The organism is Actinoplanes campanulatus, from assembly GCF_014647795.1.
GTDB lineage: Bacteria > Actinomycetota > Actinomycetes > Mycobacteriales > Micromonosporaceae > Actinoplanes > Actinoplanes campanulatus.
In genome coordinates, this window is the sequence record NZ_BMPW01000037.1 from 45,784 (window position 1) to 63,602 (window position 17,819).

The window sequence follows — 17,819 nt, forward strand, 5'->3', positions numbered from 1 at the left end:
GTCCGAGCGATCCGGATGGTGGTCGTAAGGTTCCGGGCATCCATCGATGTTTGCGCCGACGCGGAAGGAACGTGCAATGACGGAGAATGCGGCCACCTCCGGACCCGATGGTCCTTCGCAGCTGAACACGAACGTGCCGCACTCGGCACGGGTCTGGAACTATCTGCTCGGCGGTAAGGACAACTTCGCGGTGGATCGTGAGGCAGCCGACTACGCCGTCAGGTTGATGCCCGAACTCGTGCTGTCGGCTCGGGCGAACCGGCAGTTCCTCGGCAGGGCCGTGCGGTTTCTGGCCGGCGAGGGGCAGATCCGTCAGTTCCTGGACGTCGGCACGGGGCTGCCCACGGCCGACAACACGCACGAGGTGGCCCAGTCGGTGGCTCCCGAGGCACGCATCGTGTACGTCGACAATGACCCGCTGGTGCTGACCCATGCCCGAGCGTTGCTGACCAGCAGTCCTCAGGGGGCCACGAACTACATCGAGGCCGACGTCCGTGATCCGCGGGCCATCCTGGAAGCCGCCGCCGGCACGCTGGACTTCACACGGCCGACCGCCGTCGTGCTGTCCGGCATCATCAACTTCGTCATCGACGACGCCGAGGCCCGTGCGGTGGTCGCCCAGTTCGTCGACGCCGTGCCTTCCGGCAGCTACCTGCTGATCTCCCATCCGACCACGGTGGTCAACGGGCCGGCCGTCGAGGAGTCGATGCGGCAGTGGAACGAGAGCGGGGCCGCTCCGATCAGAACCCGTAGCATCGAGGAGATCCGCGGGTTCTTCGCCGGACTCGATCTGCTGGACCCCGGCGTCGTCACCTGCACCGCATGGCGGCCGGATCCGCAACACCCCGGCATCACCGAGGTCGTGTCGGAGTTCGTCGCGGTGGGGTGCAAGCCTTGAGCGCACCACCGAGTTCGTGCAGGCCGGCTGGGCGGACGGCGACCGGAACCCGCTGATCGGATCCACCGGTACCCGACCGTCGTCGACGAAGCGGCGGCCGCTCTTCGGTGAATGCCAGTCATCGACAACAATCACTGGCATGAAACGTCCTTTCGCCGTCGCTCTCTGCGTTCTCGCCGCACTCCTCGTCGCGCCGCAACCCGTCCTCGCCGCCGACGCCTCCTACCGAACGCTCGGCGCAGCCGACAACCCCGACTGGATGGCGCCGTTGGCCGGCTCGACAAGCCTGGCCGCGCTCTCCATCCCCGGCACCCACGAGACCATGTCGACGCACGGCGGTGCCCTGACCCAGACACAGGAGGACTTCGGTGACAGCGGCGGCACGCTCGCCCGCCAGCTGACCGCCGGCATCCGGATGATCGACATCCGGGCGCGGGTCAACACCGGCAACACGTTCACCATTCACCACGGGGCGGCCTACCAGAACGCCAACTTCGACGACGTCCTCAGCCGGCTCGGCACCTTCCTCGCCCAGCATCCCGGCGAGACCGTGGTGATGCGTCTCAAGCAGGAATGCACCGGCCAGTTCGGCTCGTGCACCGACGTGCCGGGCCAGAAGAGCTTCGCCGACATCTTCGACACCTACACCGCCCGGTACCCGGCACTGTTCTGGCAGCCGTCGGTGACCCGCGGGGCCGGCGCCCCGACACCGTCACTCGGCACGATCCGCGGCCGGGTCGTCCTGGCCGTCCTGCACGGACCGCACGGCGGCGCGATCGGGCACTACGGTCTCACGCAGTTCGCCGGCTGGGACGACGCCTCCTCGACCTACGTACAGGACGAGTACACGGTGCCCAATGTAGGAGCCATCGCGACCAAACGGGACCAGGTACGCCGGTTCCTCGACATCACCAGCGCCGGCGACCCGGGCACGATGTACGTCAACTTCGCCAGCGGCTCCAGCGTGTTCGCCCAGCCGCAGCAGGTGGCCGGAGGCGCGTTCGGGGTCCAGGGCGTCAACCCGTTCCTGCTCACCTATCTGAACGAGGGCCCGGAGGTGCACACTCCGATCGTCCGGACCGGCATGCTGATGCTGGACTTCCCCGGCAGTGGCCTGATCAGCAAAATCATCTCGCTCAACACCGTCCGACTTCGTAATCAGCTCCCATCGGGGGTCTGACAGGGCGAAGGCCACAGCCGGATCAGGCGTGGCTGGTGGAGAAGGCCCTCGAGGACATGTCCGCGACGATGCGACGTATCGTCACGACGTTCCAGGTGTGATCGACGTCTGCAACCGGCCCGCACGTCAGGCGCGTGGCGCCGGCCGCCGGGGCCGCCGAAAAATGATCTCCGAAATGTCTCAGCTTCGGTGGCTCGGTGGCCGATTCCGGTGCGCATGAATCCTCACCCCCGGGGTCTCGTCGCCGTCGCGGTCATCGTTGTGGGAACGCTTCTCACACCGTCACCCGCGACCGCGGCGACCAGCCCGTCGACCACGACCGTGTACGGCACCTTCTCCCGTGTTGTCGTGGACGGCGACCTGTCGACCCCGGCCGGGGATCAGGCGTCGAGAACCGTCACCGAGCCGGTCGTCACCATCGACGACACCACTGTGCCGATGCCGGCGGCCGCCGCCGTCGGCCTGCGCCCGGGTACCGAGGTGGCGGTGACGGTGTCCGCGCCGGCCGCCGTGGACACCACCGCCGAGGTCGCCGCCGCGCTGGAAACCGGTCAGGCGCAGATCCTGGAAGCGGATCCGGCGCCGTTCGCCGGCACGCTGCCGCCGCAGCGGGCGGGCGCGCACACCCTGACCGTGCTGCCGGTGTACTGGACCGCGCCGGACTCGCAGACCCCCGCGACCCTGCGCACGGCGGCCGACGCGACCGCCGCGTTCTGGAGCGAGCAGACCGCCGGCGCGATCACGATCCCGACGATCGACGTCCGGGACTGGATCAGCATCCCCAATCCCGTTACCTGCGACTATTCGGGCATTGCGAACGCGGCGCGTGCCGCACACGGGGTGGCCTCACCGACCAGCCGGGACCACGTGCTGATCTACTTCCCGAAGTTCACCGCCTGCAGCTGGGTAGGCCTCGCGTACCTTCCCGGTGGCCAGATGTGGATCAACGGGTACGGGTCTGCGGACGCCTGGGAGCACGAGTTCGGCCACAACCTCGGGCTGGGTCACGCCAACTCGGCCGCCTGCAAGGAGGGCGCCACAGCGGTCCCGCTGAGCACGTCGTGCACGGTGTCCAGCTACGACGACTACGACGTGATGGGGTACGCCCGCTACCGCGACGGCCACAACGTGAACACGGCGTTGGCCGATGTGCTCGGCACGCTGGCCGATCCCGTGCCGGCCAGTTCCGGGACCATGGTGACACTGCCCGCGGTCACCGCGATCACGGCACGGCGCGCGGTCAAGGTTGCGCTGTCCGGGTCCACGCTCTACCTGGAGTACCGGCCGAGGACCGGCCGGGACGCCGGCCAGCCTCCCTCCGCCACCGGTGTCCAGGTACGCCAGTTGCTCAGCGGCAGCAACGAGTCCCGCATGCTCATCATGGACCCGGCGACGTCCAACCGGATGATGACGGTCGGCGCCAGATGGGCCGTGCCGGGCACGTCGGTGACCCTCACCGTGGAACAGATCGACGCCGCCGGTGCCCGGATCCGCGTCGGCAACACCTACAACGACAGCACCCCGCCGCCCGCGCCGGCCGTTCCGGTGGTGACCGCGGCCGGGGTCGCCGGGGAGTACGCGTCGGGTTCGGTGACTCTGCGCTGGCCCGCGGTGACCGACCCGGAGTCGGGGATCGCGGAGTATCGCGTGCTGGTCGACGGGCAGTCGAAGATCGTCCCGGCGACCACCCCCACCATGACGCTGGGGCGTTTGACCGGCGCGGTGACGGTCACCGTGACCGCCGTCAACAAGGCCGGCCTGGTCGGCGCCGCGAGCCCGAGCATCACCGTGCGGGGCGACAACGCGCCGCCCACGGCTCCGGTCTTCGAGGCACCGACCGCGGGCCGGTCCGTGGGCGCGACGACCACCGTGCGCTGGGCCGCGGCGAGCGACGCGGACTCCGGCGTCGCCGGCTACGAGCTCCTTCTCGACGGTCGCAAGGTGGCCGTCGCAACCGCCGCGGCCACCTCCGCGGACGTCACCCTGCCGGCGCTGACCAACGGCGCCCACACGCTGACCCTGACCGCGGTGGACCGGGTCGGCAACCGCAGCGCCACGGCGGCGGTCTCCATCAACCTGGCCCGGGCCACGCTCAAGGCGCCGACCGTGCTCAAGGCCGCCGGTGACCCGGCCGGATCGGTCGTCTCCTGGACGGCGCCGGCGGCCCAGTCGGTGGCCGGCTACGACATCTTCGTGGACGGCGTAGCCAAGGACACCGTGGCGGCGACTCCGACGTCGTGGCGGCTGGCGAACGGACCGACCGACGGCGCCCACACGGTGGGCGTGCGGGCCCGCGACCCGCTGGGCAACGTCTCGCCGATCGTCACCGTGCGGGCCGTCCTGGACAGCACCGCGCCCGGTCAGCCCAAGGTGACCGCCCCGCTGGCCGGCACGGTCGTCAAGGGCAACCTGGCCCGGCTCTCCTGGACCGCGTCCACCGACGCCCAGTCCGGCATCTCGGCCTACGTCATCGAGGTCGACCACGTGGAGAAGGCCAGGTTGGCCGGCTCGGCCCGCACCGCGTCGGTCGTGGTTCCCGACGGGACACACCACCTCACCGTCGCGGCCGTCAACGGCAACGGTCTGCGCTCGGTGGCCTCCGACGCGCTGGGCGTCACCGTCACCGCCACGCCGACCGCCCCGACCCCGCCGCGGATCACGGCGCCGGGCGCCCGCAAGTCGACGAACGCCGACAGCGTCACCGTGACCTGGACGGCGGCCGTCGACGGCGGCGGCCTCACCGGCTACGAGGTACTGGTGGACGGGCAGGTGGCCGCGACCGTCGGCGCCACCGTCACCAGCGCCACCGTCCCGCTCGCCGCCGGCACGCACACGCTGGCCGTCCGGGCAGTCGACCCGAGCGGCCTGGCCGGCACCTCCACCATCATCCCCGTCACCATGGACGCCGCCTCGCCGACCATCGACGCGGTCGTGACCAAACTCCGGCCCGGCTCCGCTGCCGCCGGTCTTCCGGTCACCCTGACCGCCTCCGCCGCCGACGCGAGCGGGGTCTGCGCGCTCACCGCGACGGTGGACGGCAAGACGCTCGGCACGGCACCGGCCGGCACACTCACCGTGACCACCACGCTGCCCGCCGCGACACAGAACGTCCTGGTCACCGCCACGGACTGCGCGGGCAACACGGCCACCAGGACCGGCCCGGTGTCGCTGGCCTCGGTCGAGGAGTCGGCCGGGACACTCACCGGTACATGGACCACCTCGTCGGCGGCCGGCTACTCCGGCGGCGCGGCCAGCTCCGCATCGACGGCGGGCTCGGCGCTGACGTGGACCTTCACCGGCTCCCATGTGGCCTGGATCGGCTCACGGACGCCGACCTCCGGCGCGGCCGGCGTCTACCTGGACGGCCGCAAGGTCGCCACGGTCGACACCCGAGGGACCGCCGGCCATCGGCAGGTGCTCTGGGCCGGGGCCACCAACCCCGGCACACACACCGTCACCGTGGTCGTGGCGGGCACGTCCGGCCGGCCGGCCGTGCTGGTGGACGGCTTCGCCGCCGTCTCCTGAACCCGGGCGAGTGGGTGACGCGAGCTGAGCCACGGCGGTAGGCAAGGGGTTCCGGCAGCGGTGGCTTCTCGTGGTGCATCATCGCCGGGTGGGGGAGACGCCGACGGCAGCGGAGCCGGCACGACTCGACCTGAACCTGCTGGTCGCGTTGGACGTCCTGCTGCGTGAGCGCAGCGTCACCAGGGCCGCGGAGCGTCTCGACCTCACCCAGCCGACCCTGTCGGCGTCACTGCGACGGCTTCGCCGCCACGTCAAGGACGAGCTTCTGGTACGGGTGGGCAACCGCAACGAACTCATCCCGCTCGGAGTGGTGCTCGCCCCGCTGGTGGCGACGGCGCTCGGCGTGGTGTCGCGGCGTACGTCGCGTGCAGGGCTCCGGCTGGGGTGTGCTCGCGTGGGAGCCGCTGTCGCAGCGGCTGATCGTGGAGCAGGTCTACGACCACCACGGCAACGTCGGCCAGGGATCCACGCCGATCCTGGTCTTCGACGCCTGGGAGCACGCCTACCGGCCAGAGCATGGACGAGCTGGTCCAGGAGCTGACGCTCCTCATGGCCGAGGGCGGCTGAGTCGTGTTCACGATCACGGCGGCGACCGCCGAACGGCTGCGCGACCAGGTGGACCGGCCTCGTCTACCCGGCTCTGACGATCGACGATCAGTGGACCGGTAACGCCGGGCCCGAGCCGGTGTGGCCGGCCGCAGCCTGCCACACCGGTGTGAGCTCAGGACTTGAAGGCATCCTTGATCTTCTCGCCGGCCTGCTTCAGGTTCGCGCCGGCCTGGTCGGCCTTGCCCTCGGCCTCCAACCGCTCGTCGTCGGTGGCCTTGCCGACGCCTTCCTTCACCTTGCCGCCGACCTCTTCGGCCTTGTTGTCGACCTTGTCGTCGAACGCCATCGGGCACCTCCAGAGTTCGTGCGATCGGCTTACCCGACGACAGGTACCCCTGAGCCCACGTGGTCAACCGCGGCGATGGTCGGCGGTGTGCGTCACCGCGAACACCGGCTCGTCCCCATAACACGTTGGGGGTGCAACGACGGGTTGGCTGTTGACAACGTGACGTTGCGGGTACGGTAATCGGCGTCACCGTCCACATGGGTTGGCAAAGGCGGAGGTAAGGCGTGCCGGTCACAGGCCAACGCGTCGTGCGGCGGGCGTTGGGGCGGCGATTGACGCGGCTACGCATGGCGTCCGGGATGAGCCGGCGGGATGTGGTGGACTCGCGGCTGGGCATCTCGGAGCCGACGCTGCACCGCATCGAGACGGGCAAGGTGCCGGTGACCGGCGCCAACGTGCGCGCGCTCTGCTGGCTCTACGGTGCGGACCAGAGCATCACCGACGCGCTTGCCGACCTCGCGCTGGGCACGTCACAGCAGGAGTGGTGGGACGCCAGCCCGGTGATCCCCGAGTGGTTCAAGCTGTACGTCGGGCTGGAGGCGTCCGCGTCCCGAATGTTCGGGTACGAGGGCGAGGTCGTTCCCGGCGAGTTGCAGACCCCGGAGTACGCGCGAGCTGTCTTCGGCGCCGAGCAGCCGGCCGACGAGGAGGTCGCCGAGCGCCACATCAACCTTCGCATGCAGCGGCAGAAGACGCTCTTCGCTCGCAACCCACCGATCCGCCTCGTGACGGTGCTCGGCGAGGGAACGTTGATCCGGCCGGTCGGCGGCGAACAGGTTATGAAGGGGCAGATCGAGCATCTGCGACGGCTGTCCCGAGAGGATACGGTCGACATCCGGGTCCTGCCGTTCTCGGTCGGGGCGCACGCGGCGATGGCCGGTGCATTCCGGATCCTGGAGTTCGACGACCCGGACGATCCCGACGTGGTCTACCTCGAATCCCACGTCGGTGCCCTTTACCTGGAGGAGCAGGTCGAGGTTGACGAATACCGGCGGATCTTTGACCTCATCAGCAGAGATTCCGTGCCGGTCGGAGAATTCCGGTGACGACCTGACGCGGTGTCGGAGATCTGGAACCGCTTGAGGTAACCAGTGCGCCACGGCCGAACCCGGAGGAAGTGCCGCTGGGGAGGCGGCCAGCCGTGATCAGTCGGTCAGGAGCTTGTCGAACTCGCCGCGCTTGGCGCCGAACAGGAACGAGTCCCACTCCTCGACCGTGAACACCACCGTGCCGGCCTCGCGCGCTTTGCTGTTGCGGACCTCGATGAGGCCGTCCTGGCGGCGGGCCTCGACGCAACTGCCTCCGTTGCCTGTCGACCTGCTGGAAATGATCCAGCCGGTTTCACTACTCATCAGTGCCCCTCCTTCTGGAGTAGCTCACTGTGGGTAATTGTTCTGCCACTGGTTGAGTGGCCGGATGCCGCCCTAATGCCCCGCCCGAAGTGCAAAATTAGGATTTCACGGCTGTGGGCGGATCTTTCACCACGAAAGAGCACGCACCTAGAGTAGCCGAAACCTGCTTCGGATGCATCATGTCACCGCGACAGTTGTCCACGTGAAATCTTGCACGTGTTCAGGGCGGCTGCCATGATTCCACTGTGGTCGACAGCTCCCGCTGGTCCGCCAGAGTTCTGAGAGGACGGCCGATGCGGATCCTCGATCCTGCCGCCGCCGACACGGGCGGTGTGCCGTCAGATAACACTGAGCTGCGGACCGAGCCCGAAACCGCCCGCCTCCAGGCCCGCATCGATCAACTCGCGGCACACGTCCAGCAGATGGAGCAGGAGCGAGCCTCACTCCGATGGATGGCCGGCCACGACGACCTCACCGGACTCGCCAACCGCCGCCTCTTTCACACGCTCGCCCCGGAGTTGCTGGGCGGCGACGATTGCTCGTCGGCCGTCCTGATCCTCGACCTCAACGGTTTCAAGCCGATCAACGATACCTACGGGCACGATGCCGGTGACGAGGTTCTCTGCGTGGTCGCCCGGCGCATTGTCGGCTGTCTCGGCGACCATCTGGTGGCCCGGTTCGGCGGTGACGAGTTCGCCGCGCTGCCGCGTGCCCCGCGCGCCGATGTCCCGGAGACGTGGTGGCACGAGGTGGCTGGCTCGCTGAGCGCTGCGATCGCGCCGCCGATGAACGTGCTGGGCCACACCCTGTCCGTCACCGCCTCGATCGGCGTCGTACCGGCTGGGCGCTCCCGCGACCTATCTGACCTGCTGCGCCGCGCGGACCAGGCCATGTTCAGCGCCAAGCGGCACGCGAACACCACCGACAGGGCCGGTATCACCTGGGTCGTGGCCACCGAGACCGGCGACCACACCGAGACGTACGAGCCGGCCGCCGTCCCCGTGCCCCCGCCGGGTCTGACCGCCTCCGGATCCGCGGTGGTGTACCAGCCGGGCGACCCGGTGTGGGTGCACCGCAGTGGCGCCCGTCGCGCGGGAGTGGTCGAGGGCGCCTGCGAATGGGCCGCCCTGGTCCGCTACCGAGGCGAGAACGGAGCCGGCACGCTGGTCGACACGATCCCCACGAACTGGCTCACGGTCCGAACCGAAGCCGATCCGTACCTGGACCGGAATTCCTCCGCCTCCATGTGATTGCGCGATCTGACGGACCCCACCGCGGCAGGCTCGGTCGCCGCCGCGCTCCCCGTCAGCCCACCGTCAGCACGACCTTCCCGCGCAGCCCACCAGCCAAGACCCGCCGGTGTGCGTCGGCCGCTTCGGTCAACGGCATCGTGACCGCCACGCGCGTGCGTAGCTGTCCGGCCGCCACCTGCCCCACCAGGTCGGCCAACAGCTTCCGGTCGTGCCGGATGAGTTGCAGCTCCTGGCGCACACCACGTGCCGGAACGATGGCCGGCGTGGGCCGGGTCGCGACCACGATTCCCCTGTCCTCGACGGCGGCGGCCGCCGCCTCGCCGAGGGGGATCGCGTCGAACACCGCGCCCACCGGCCCTACCGAGGCCAGATCGACGGAACGGGAGACGACCTCGTGAGCGCCAAGACCGCGCACCCATTGCTCATCGCCGTGGCTTGCCTGGGCGACGACACGGTAGCCGCCCTGAAGGGCAAGTTGGGTGACGAAGCCGCCGACACCGCCGCTGGCACCGGTGACCAGAATGCTGCTGCCGGCCGGCAGCATGGCCAATGACACCAGTGACAGACCCTGGTGTGCGGTCTGGACGTTGAGCGGCACCGTGGCTGCGGACACGAAGTCGAGTTCGTCCGGCAGCCGCACCAGCCAGTCCGCGTCGGCGGCCACGAACTCGGCATAGCCACCGGGGTTACCCCGCGTCAAATACCACGGAATCATCCCGACGACACGATCACCCACCCCGAAATCCGCCGTGTCGGGGCCGACCGAGGCCACCTCGCCGGCGATGTCCCACCCGGGCGAGAACGGCGGCGGAACCGGCCCGCGAGGAATCTCTCCGGTCGTGGCGGCGACGTCAGCCGGGTGCACACAGACCGCGCGGATCCGGACCACCACCTGCCCAGGCCCCGCCTCAGGCTCGGGCAGTTCGGTCACCTGCAACACCTCAGGACCGCCAAGCGCGGCCGCGACGACTCCCAGCACGCGTCCACTCTAGACCGTCGTCTTCCGATTCATAGCCCCCCGCTGATGAGGCGCGCCCTGGATCTTGTAGAGGCTCAGTTCAGGGTTTGCGGCCTACCGCGCAGAACTGGTCGATTTCTGGGGCGTCGTCCTCGGGGCGCCAACGGGTGACCGGGACGACGCCGGGCTCGACGAGCTCCAGCCCGTCGAAGAACCGTGCCAGGCGGGCCGGGCTGCGCAGATGGTACGGCTGGGCGGCCGACTCGTTCCAGATCCGGGCCGCCTCGACGTTGGCCGGGGTGATGTCGGTGCCGTCGTAGACGGCCAGGTAGCTGCCGGACGGGACGGCGGCCAGCGCCCGGTTCACCATGGCCTGTGCGACGGCGTCGTCCTCGACGTGCCCGAGCACTCCCATGAACAGCACCGCCACCGGCTGGGTGAAGTCGAGCGTGTGTGCGGCCTCGCGTAGCACCAGGTCCATGTCGTGCATGTCGGCGTCGAGGTAGGTGGTGGCGCCGTCGGGGTGGCCGGCCAGCAGGGTTCGCGCGTGTGCCAGCACGAGCGGGTCGTTGTCGACGTAGACGACCCGGCTGAACGGCGCCACCGACTGCGCGACCTGGTGGGTGTTGTTCGCTGTCGGCAGGCCGGTCCCGATGTCCAGGAACTGGCGGATCCCGGCCTCACCTGCCAGGTACCGCACGGCCCGGATCAGGTAGGACCGGCTGAGGCGGGCACTTTCGGCCAGCTCCGGCCGGCTGGCGAGGATCTGATCGCCGACCGCCCGGTCGACGGCGAAGTTGTCGGTGCCGCCCAGTAGGTAGTTCCAGATCCGTGCGGTTTGCGGGACCGTGGTGTCGAGAGTAGCGGGCAGATCCTGGTCATTCGGCACATTCACTCCTATGTGGATGTCCAGCGAATGCCGTAAGCGTAGTCGGATGACGAACGGGGTCCCCGGCTCTGGCGCGGGAAACCAGCACCTACCTACTGCAAGGGAAGTTGAGGATGGTGGCCGGCGTGCCGGCGCGGGCCTCCGGCCACGCCGGCGCGCCCGCGCGGACGGCTACTGGCAACCATTGCGTACGGCACTCACCGCCACATCGTCGTACCACAGGGTGTCCGCGCCCTCGCCGTAGCTCTCCCAGCCGAGGCGCAGGTCGGTGAGGGCGGGCCGCCAGGTCCGGTTGAGCCACTGGCTGTCGATGTCGTGCGTGGGCACGCCGTCCTCCACCAGCCCGGGAACCGAGGTGCCGTTCAGCCAGGTCTCGATGGTGCCGTCCCGGCCGTCGACCTTGTACTCGACGCAGTTCCACACGTTCACCGGCAGCGGGGCGGAGAGCGCCACGCCGGCCGGGCTCTGCTCCGGCAGGGTGGCGTCGTCCGAGGCCCGGTTGAACTGCAGGGCCCCGTTCTGCCCGCCGAACCGCAGGTCCCGGTTGCCGTCGTTGGCGTCGCGCATGGCCACGGCGGTCACGTGCGACGCGGGCAGGGCGGTGGTGTGCCGCACCCAGTAGCGGACGTACCAGACCGAACCGGCGGTGCCGAGGAGTTGGGTGTTGCGGACGAACACGTGGTTGCAGTAGCCGGCCGCGCCGTTGACCCGTAGGGACGTGGCGCCGCTGTGCGCCACCGTGCGGTCGATCGCCGCGGTGCCGGTGCCGGAGCAGTCCGGGTAGTTCACCGCCCAGTTGCCGCCGGGCGTGGTGCCGGTCTGCGTCTCGAAGCTGTCGCAGCTCGCCGCCGGGACGCAACCTTCCTGCGGCGGGGTACTCGTTGACGGCGACGGCGAGGGTGAGGAGGGCGACGGTGACGAAGGGCTCGGGTTGGCACCGCTGCACGAGACGCCGTTGAAAGTGAAGTCGGCGGGCTTCGCGTTGGTCCCGGAGAAGGTCGCCTGGAAGCCGAACCGGGTCGAGGCGCCGGTCGCGAGCGCGCCGTTCCAGCCCACGCTCGCGGCGGTCACGACGTTGCCGGTCTGGGTCACCGTGGCGTTCCAGCCGTTGGTCACCCGTTGATCTCCACCGAACGTCCAGGACAGTGTCCACGAGGTGACCGGGGCGCCGCCGTTGGTGACCTGCACGTCGGCGGTGAAGCCGGTCGCCCATTGGTTCGCGGTCCAGTCGACGGTGCAGGCCGGGGCGGCGGTGGCGGGTGGCGCCTGCAGCACCACGAGGCCGGCGCCGACCAGGAGTGCTGCTGCTGCCAGTCGTCGTAGCACTTGTTGCCTCCTTGCGGTCAAGACTACTTGGGAGCGCTCCCAACATCGATGACTGTAACTGCTTTGAAGATCGCGGAACAGAGTCCCCAGCGCCGACCGCGGAGGCCCGAGGTTTGCCGAACAGTGTGTGAAGGAGGACGGCAGGTAGCAGCATCAGGAACTGGCCCGAAGGAGTCGGCGGGCAACACGCCGACCACTTCTCGGGCCGGCGCTCGAAGTCCAGCAGCGGGGGAGCCACGATGTCGCAACGTTCGCCGGTATCGCCCGGAGCAGCCCGGCCGGGCACGTACCGGGCGGTCCGGGACGGGGTGCCCGCGAACACGCCGGAGAAGTCACCGGCCCGCACGGGACCCGGGGACCTGACCGGCAACTTCGTGATCCAGAATCTCGGCGGTGGGGCGTACGCGCTGTACGCCCACCTGAACAACGGCAGCGTGCGGGTCCGGTCGGGGCAGTACCCGCTCACCGGCGATGTCATCGACTTCCGGTGAACCCCGCGGCCGGAAGTGCCGAGGCCATCACGGATGTCCTCGTGGCCGGCGCCGGCCCGACCGGTCTCACACTCGCCTGCGACCTCGCCCGTCGTGGCGTGGCGGTGCGGATCGTCGACCGGGTGCCGGAGTTCCCCACCGGCTCCCGGGGGAAGGGGCTGAGCCCGCGCAGCCAGGAGGTGCTCGACGATCTGGGGGTCGCCGACCGGATCCTGGCGTCCGGTGTCAGCCACCTGCGGCACCGCAAGTACCAGGGGACCGAGGTGATCGCCGAGGTCGATCCGCAGGCCGGTCAGGTGCCCACGCCCGACGTCCCGTACCCCGCGGCCCTGATCATCCCGCAATGGCGGGTGGAGCAGATCCTGCGCGAGCGGCTGGACGGCCTCGGCGTCACCGTCGAGCGCGGCGCCGAACTGCGCGACTTCCAGCAGGACGCCGACGGGGTGACCACGACGATCGGTGAGGAGCGGATCCGGGCCCGGTACCTGATCGGCTGCGACGGTGGCCGGAGCACCGTCCGCAAGGCACTCGGCCTGCCGATGCGTGGCGAGACACCGGACATGCAACTCATGGCGGTCGGTGACGTCCACGTCGACGGGCTCGACCGCGACGCCTGGCATCAGTGGTTCACCGACGACGGCATCGTCATGCTGTGCCCGCTGCCCGGCACCGACATGTTCCAGATACAGGCCTCCCCCGAACCCGGCGCGGACGGCGCACCGCTCGAACCGACCCTGGAACGGTTCCGGCAGACCTTCGATCGGGTGGCCGGGCTGCCGGGTGTGCGACTGCACGAGCTGGCGTGGCGCTCGACGTACCGCGTCAACGTCCGGATGGTCGACCGGCTCCGGGTGGACCGGGTGTTCCTCGCCGGGGACTCGGCCCACGTGCATCCGATCGCCGGCGGGCTCGGCATGAACAGCGGGATCCAGGACGCGTACAACCTGGGCTGGAAGCTCGGTCTGGTGGTCGCCGGGAGGGCCGCCCCGGCGCTGCTGGACACGTATGACGAGGAGCGGCTCCCGATCGCGAGCTGGCTGCTGAACATCACCTCGGAACGGCTCGCCGCGGTCCTCGACGCCGTCAAGGACAAGGGTGGCGGTCTCGACGCGGTGGCCTCGCCCGAGCTGACCCAGTTGACGCTCCGGTATCCCTGGAGCCGGCTCTCCCGCCAGGCCGGCCGGCCCGCCCGGGTTCAGCCGGGGGACCGGGCGCCGGACGCGCCGCTGCGTGACACCGCCGGCGCGCCGATTCACCTCTTCGACCTGTTCCGCGGTCCACGCTTCACCCTGCTCGGCATCGGTGAGCACGGTGTCCCATCACTCGACGGTGTGGATCCCGCGATCGTCGGCTCCTGGGCGGTCGGGCCCGGCGGCCTGCACGACCATGGCGGCCATGCAGCGAACGCCTACGGCGCGGACACCCTGGTCCTGGTACGCCCGGACGGCTACGTCGGCCTGGTCGCCGAGCCGGGGGACGGCCGTAGCGTCCGCGACTACCTACGCTCGCTGTGAACAGGCCGGTCGGGGGACCGCTGGCCCCGTCGGCCCTCGGGCAGAGGAAGTGCGGCCATGGTCGCACGGGCTGCCGGTGCCGGACCAGGCCGCGACGGTAGGCGGGACCCGGCAGTTCCGCCGCTCTTCTGACATGGACTGCTCGGCCATACCGTCCATCTCGGATGTCTCGCCAACAAGACAGGCGCGGCTGGAGGCGAGCTGATCATGATGATTCGCGGCAAGCGGGTGGCACTGCCCTCGGCCCCCGTCGTCCACAAGCGTTTCGAGGCGTACGCCGTGGCGGCACCCGACGCCGTCGCCGTGGTCTGCGGCGGGGAACACGTGACGTACGGGGAGCTGGACGCCAGGGCCAACCGATTCGCCAACCTCCTCGTATCGAGGGGGCACGGCCGGGGCGCCCTGGTCGGTGTCTGCCTGAGTTACTCGATCGACCTTCTCGTCACCATCCTCGGAGCGCTGAAGGCGGGAGCGGCCTACGTGCCGCTCGACCCCACGTACCCGCCGGCGCGACTGCGGCTGCTGCTGGGGCAGGTTCCCGATCTCGCCCTGATCGTCGCCTCCCCGGCGACGGCGGAGCTGGTCGGGTCCGCGACGGTGGAGATCGTCGACCTCGAAACGCTGCGGAACGACCTCCAAGGCCGCCCGGCGACCGCGCCGGACGTCACGGTCACCGGCGACGACCTGTGCTACGCGATCTTCACGTCCGGGTCGACCGGTGTCCCGAAGCTGACCGCCGTGCGCCACGAGGGCTGGTTCAACCTGCTGAACTGGCTCCAGGACGAGTTCGGCCTGCATCGCGGATCGAACAACCTCGTCGTCAGCGCGTTCGGATTCGATCTGTCCCAGCGCAGCCTGATGACGCCGCTGTTCTGCGGCGCCACGCAGCATCTGATCGCCAGCCGCAATTTCGACCCCGCCATGGCCTATCGCACGCTGGAGCGCCACGACATCCGCACGGTGCACTGCGCGTCCAGCACCCTCTACGTGCTGGCGGACTGGGAGAAGGCGTCCGGCGGGTCGGCCCTCACCGAACTGGACCACCTCCTGTTCGGCGGGGAGCCACTGCATGTCGAACGGCTCCGGAACCTCGTCGGGCGCGAGGCGGGCGGGTGTGTCCTCCTGCATCAGTACGGCGTGGCCGAGTGCACGGACGTCGCGTCCTCCTTCGACCTTGCCGGCTATCGGCCCGGCGACCACGAGATCGCACCGGTCGGCCGTCCCGTGCACAACACCGACATCCACGTTCTCGACGAGCGGATGCGCGGGGTCGGGGCGGGGGAGTACGGCGAGATCGGCATCTCCGGAGCGGGTGTCGGCGCGGGCTACCTCAATGGCACGGGGCCCGAGTCGGCGCGCTTCACGACGGTCGAGGTGGACGGTGTCCCACGCCGGCTCTACCGCACCGGCGACCGCGGCCACGTGAACGAGGACGGCGAGCTGGTCGTCGCCGGGCGAATGGACGCGCAGGTGAAGGTGCGGGGAATGCGCATCGACCCGGCCGATGTCGAGCGGGCGCTGAGCCGGCTGGCCGGGGTCCGGCAGGCCGCCGTGGTGAGCAGGTCCACCGACTCCGGCGACACGGAGCTGATCGCGTTCGTCGTGCCGGAGGGCGACGATCTCGCCGGCGACGAGCTCGGCGCGCGGCTGCTGGAGACGTTGCCGCGCAACATGGTGCCGGCCGAGTTCGTCAGCATCCCCCGGATCCCGCTGAGCCCGCACGGGAAGTCGGACCGATTCGCATTGATGGACGTTCTCCATGACAGGCGAAAGGGACAAGGTGTTCGTGGATGAGGTGCGCGCCATCTGGTGTCGCGAGCTGGAGCGTTCCGATATAACGCCCGAACAGGACTTCTTCGCCCTCGGTGGCCATTCCGTGATCATGGCCAGAATTCAGCGGGCCTACATCGACGAAATGGGCTACGAAATACCGATTGACGAGATGTACCGCAATCCGACGATAGCGTCGATCTCCGCTTACCTGGAATCCCTGCCGTGAGCACCGGCTCCTGGCTCGTCCGGCCGGCGTCCGCCGACGCCCGCGCGCGGGTCTTCTGCTTTCCGTACTCCGGGGCCGGAGCCTCGGCCTTCCGGGCCTGGCCGCACACGGTCGGCGACGTCGAGATCTGCCCGGTGCAGTTCCCCGGCCGTGAGAACCGGCTGACCGAACCCCACTACGGCACCTACCGGAGGCTGGCCGCCGACCTGGCCGACGGCCTGGGCCCGGCACTCGACCGCCCGTACGCGTTCTTCGGGCACTGCGCCGGAGTGCTGCCCGCCTTCGAGGCGGCGGTCGTCCTCAGCGAACGGGGCCTGCCCCAGCCCGAGTGCCTGTACGTGTCGGGGCAGCTCCCCCCGCACGACTCCGCCCGCGATCGGATGCTCACCATGACCGAGCCCGAACTACGTGCGGACCTGGAATCGGTCGTGCGCGGCCGTGGGCTCGAACCGTGGCCGGACATGATCAGGATGGGTCTGTCGGTGCTCCTGCGCGACCTCGACGCCGCGCGCGAGTACCGCCGGGCCGAGCCGATCGTCGTCGGATTCCCCATCGTCGTGCTGCACTGGCGCGACGACGACGAGGTCAGCCTCGACGGGCTCCAGGGGTGGCGCGACTACGCGGAGTCGGTCGAGTTCCGGGTCGTCGACGGCGGGCACCACGACTTCATGAACGCTTCCGCCGACCTGTTGCATGCGGTGACCTCGTGGCGGTGAGCGCAACGGCCGCCGCGCTGGCCAGCGCCCGTTCCGCCCAGGTCTCCAACGGCAGGCCGAGCCTGCTCGCGGCCTGCTGAAACGACTCGAGGCGCTCCACCGGGATCGACATGTTGAGCACCGCGACGGCGCCCCGGCCCGCCCCGCCGGCCCGCCCGCCGCCGTCGGCGGTCCGTTCCAGCAGGCTGTCCTTCACCTCCCGGCGCAGACGTTTCGCCGACCACGCGTACTCCTCCGCCTTGCGCAGCCAGAACTCCTGCTCGGGCTCCGAGAGAGCGGCCACCTCGGCGTGGTGGGTGAAGCTCAGCCCCTCCCGGCGCCGGGACATCGGAAAGCGCCGTGCCACCCAGGCATGGTTGCGCAGCGTCTGGTAGTCCAACTGGGTGAGCTTCACGGCGTCCTGATACCGGCCACTGAAGGCGGTCTCCCCGTAGACGAGCCAGTCCCCGAGACACCACGCCGAGGAGCTGTACACATCGGAGAGATAGCCACCGACTCCGAGCCACCTGTCGAACGGCATCTGGTGCGGCAGGACGAGTCCTCGCCTGGTCACGAATGCCGAGCCGTCGAGCGCCTGCACTGGCGAGTCCCCGCCCATGCCGTCTCCTTCAAAAGCCCGCGAACGGCGATTATCTTAACCACGCCGGGATCACGAAGTAAACCAAACAATTGCTATTCATCTCGACCGCTATCGCTTTTCTATCGCCATCGCATTTGGCTTCCGGGCTCTCTTGACCCATTTGATCGGCGCTCCATAGCCTGACGTCCGATCCCTTTGGCAAGACTCTGCCGAGCGCCTTTGAAAATCTGCGGGAAGGGAATC

At 69.7% G+C, this 17,819-nt stretch carries 17 protein-coding genes and 1 pseudogene; 12 read left to right on the plus strand and 6 right to left on the minus strand.

Translation table 11 applies throughout. From position 1 onward, the window contains the following. Positions 1-76 precede the first annotated feature (76 nt). From IEZ13_RS43200 to IEZ13_RS47285, 5 genes and pseudogenes are all read left to right on the plus strand, one after another. The gene (locus IEZ13_RS43200; RefSeq protein ID WP_229795737.1) at positions 77-898 is read left to right on the plus strand and encodes an SAM-dependent methyltransferase; all 822 of its coding nucleotides are present in this window, start codon (positions 77-79) and stop codon (positions 896-898) included. A gap of 139 nt (positions 899-1,037) precedes the next feature. Continuing rightward, positions 1,038-2,078: a phosphatidylinositol-specific phospholipase C gene (locus IEZ13_RS43205; RefSeq protein ID WP_183227276.1), complete on the plus strand. Its 1,041-nt coding sequence runs from the start codon at positions 1,038-1,040 to the stop codon at positions 2,076-2,078. A gap of 261 nt (positions 2,079-2,339) precedes the next feature. Continuing rightward, the gene (locus IEZ13_RS43210; RefSeq protein WP_183227277.1) at positions 2,340-5,603 is read left to right on the plus strand and encodes an Ig-like domain-containing protein; all 3,264 of its coding nucleotides are present in this window, start codon (positions 2,340-2,342) and stop codon (positions 5,601-5,603) included. An 88-nt stretch (positions 5,604-5,691) separates the two neighbouring features. Continuing rightward, positions 5,692-5,880 (plus strand): annotated as a pseudogene (locus IEZ13_RS47280) (helix-turn-helix domain-containing protein); the annotation flags it as partial. 145 nt (positions 5,881-6,025) lie between these two features. Then, positions 6,026-6,247, plus strand: coding sequence for a Fe-Mn family superoxide dismutase (locus IEZ13_RS47285; protein WP_229795738.1), 222 nt, complete (start codon positions 6,026-6,028; stop codon positions 6,245-6,247). A 77-nt stretch (positions 6,248-6,324) separates the two neighbouring features. Here IEZ13_RS47285 and IEZ13_RS43225 read toward each other — a convergent pair whose 3' ends face one another. Beyond that, a complete protein-coding gene (locus IEZ13_RS43225; RefSeq protein WP_183227279.1) occupies positions 6,325-6,498 on the minus strand; it encodes a CsbD family protein in 174 nt (57 codons plus the stop codon). Between the two features lie 248 nt (positions 6,499-6,746). Here IEZ13_RS43225 and IEZ13_RS43230 point away from each other — a divergent pair, with 248 nt between their 5' ends. Further along, on the plus strand, positions 6,747-7,544 hold the full coding sequence (locus IEZ13_RS43230; protein ID WP_268240208.1) for a helix-turn-helix domain-containing protein: 798 nt from the start codon (positions 6,747-6,749) through the stop codon (positions 7,542-7,544). Between the two features lie 99 nt (positions 7,545-7,643). Here IEZ13_RS43230 and IEZ13_RS43235 read toward each other — a convergent pair whose 3' ends face one another. Next, positions 7,644-7,850 carry a DUF397 domain-containing protein gene (locus tag IEZ13_RS43235; protein WP_183227283.1) on the minus strand — a complete coding sequence of 69 codons (207 nt, stop codon included), beginning with the start codon at positions 7,848-7,850 and terminating at the stop codon, positions 7,644-7,646. A gap of 293 nt (positions 7,851-8,143) precedes the next feature. Here IEZ13_RS43235 and IEZ13_RS43240 point away from each other — a divergent pair, with 293 nt between their 5' ends. After that, entirely contained in the window at positions 8,144-9,100 is a 957-nt protein-coding gene (locus IEZ13_RS43240; protein ID WP_183227285.1) for a GGDEF domain-containing protein, read from the plus strand. A gap of 55 nt (positions 9,101-9,155) precedes the next feature. On the opposite strand, the gene IEZ13_RS43245 is transcribed toward IEZ13_RS43240, so the two are convergent. From IEZ13_RS43245 to IEZ13_RS43255, 3 genes are all read right to left on the minus strand, one after another. Continuing rightward, entirely contained in the window at positions 9,156-10,082 is a 927-nt protein-coding gene (locus IEZ13_RS43245) for an NADP-dependent oxidoreductase (protein WP_183227287.1), read from the minus strand. 79 nt (positions 10,083-10,161) lie between these two features. Next, positions 10,162-10,950 (minus strand): SAM-dependent methyltransferase, encoded by a 789-nt coding sequence (locus IEZ13_RS43250; protein ID WP_183227289.1) that lies wholly within the window; start codon positions 10,948-10,950, stop codon positions 10,162-10,164. A gap of 171 nt (positions 10,951-11,121) precedes the next feature. Beyond that, the gene (locus tag IEZ13_RS43255) at positions 11,122-12,276 is read right to left on the minus strand and encodes a cellulose-binding domain-containing protein (protein WP_183227291.1); all 1,155 of its coding nucleotides are present in this window, start codon (positions 12,274-12,276) and stop codon (positions 11,122-11,124) included. A gap of 239 nt (positions 12,277-12,515) precedes the next feature. Here IEZ13_RS43255 and IEZ13_RS43260 point away from each other — a divergent pair, with 239 nt between their 5' ends. The 5 genes from IEZ13_RS43260 (at position 12,516) to IEZ13_RS43280 (ending at position 16,996) form a co-directional block, all read left to right on the plus strand. Then, positions 12,516-12,767: a hypothetical protein gene (locus IEZ13_RS43260; protein WP_183227293.1), complete on the plus strand. Its 252-nt coding sequence runs from the start codon at positions 12,516-12,518 to the stop codon at positions 12,765-12,767. Next, positions 12,764-14,281 (plus strand): FAD-dependent monooxygenase, encoded by a 1,518-nt coding sequence (locus IEZ13_RS43265; protein WP_229795740.1) that lies wholly within the window; start codon positions 12,764-12,766, stop codon positions 14,279-14,281. The genes IEZ13_RS43260 and IEZ13_RS43265 overlap by 4 nt, the downstream gene beginning before the upstream one ends. A gap of 207 nt (positions 14,282-14,488) precedes the next feature. Then, entirely contained in the window at positions 14,489-16,075 is a 1,587-nt protein-coding gene (locus tag IEZ13_RS43270) for an amino acid adenylation domain-containing protein (protein WP_183227295.1), read from the plus strand. Further along, on the plus strand, positions 16,068-16,280 hold the full coding sequence (locus IEZ13_RS43275) for an acyl carrier protein (RefSeq protein WP_229795741.1): 213 nt from the start codon (positions 16,068-16,070) through the stop codon (positions 16,278-16,280). The genes IEZ13_RS43270 and IEZ13_RS43275 overlap by 8 nt, the downstream gene beginning before the upstream one ends. Continuing rightward, positions 16,277-16,996 carry a thioesterase II family protein gene (locus IEZ13_RS43280; protein WP_229795742.1) on the plus strand — a complete coding sequence of 240 codons (720 nt, stop codon included), beginning with the start codon at positions 16,277-16,279 and terminating at the stop codon, positions 16,994-16,996. Before IEZ13_RS43275 ends, IEZ13_RS43280 begins: the two co-directional genes overlap by 4 nt. Here the strand turns inward: IEZ13_RS43280 and IEZ13_RS43285 are convergent. Next, a complete protein-coding gene (locus IEZ13_RS43285; protein WP_183227299.1) occupies positions 16,947-17,594 on the minus strand; it encodes an LmbU family transcriptional regulator in 648 nt (215 codons plus the stop codon). The genes IEZ13_RS43280 and IEZ13_RS43285 overlap by 50 nt on opposite strands. Positions 17,595-17,819 lie beyond the last annotated feature (225 nt).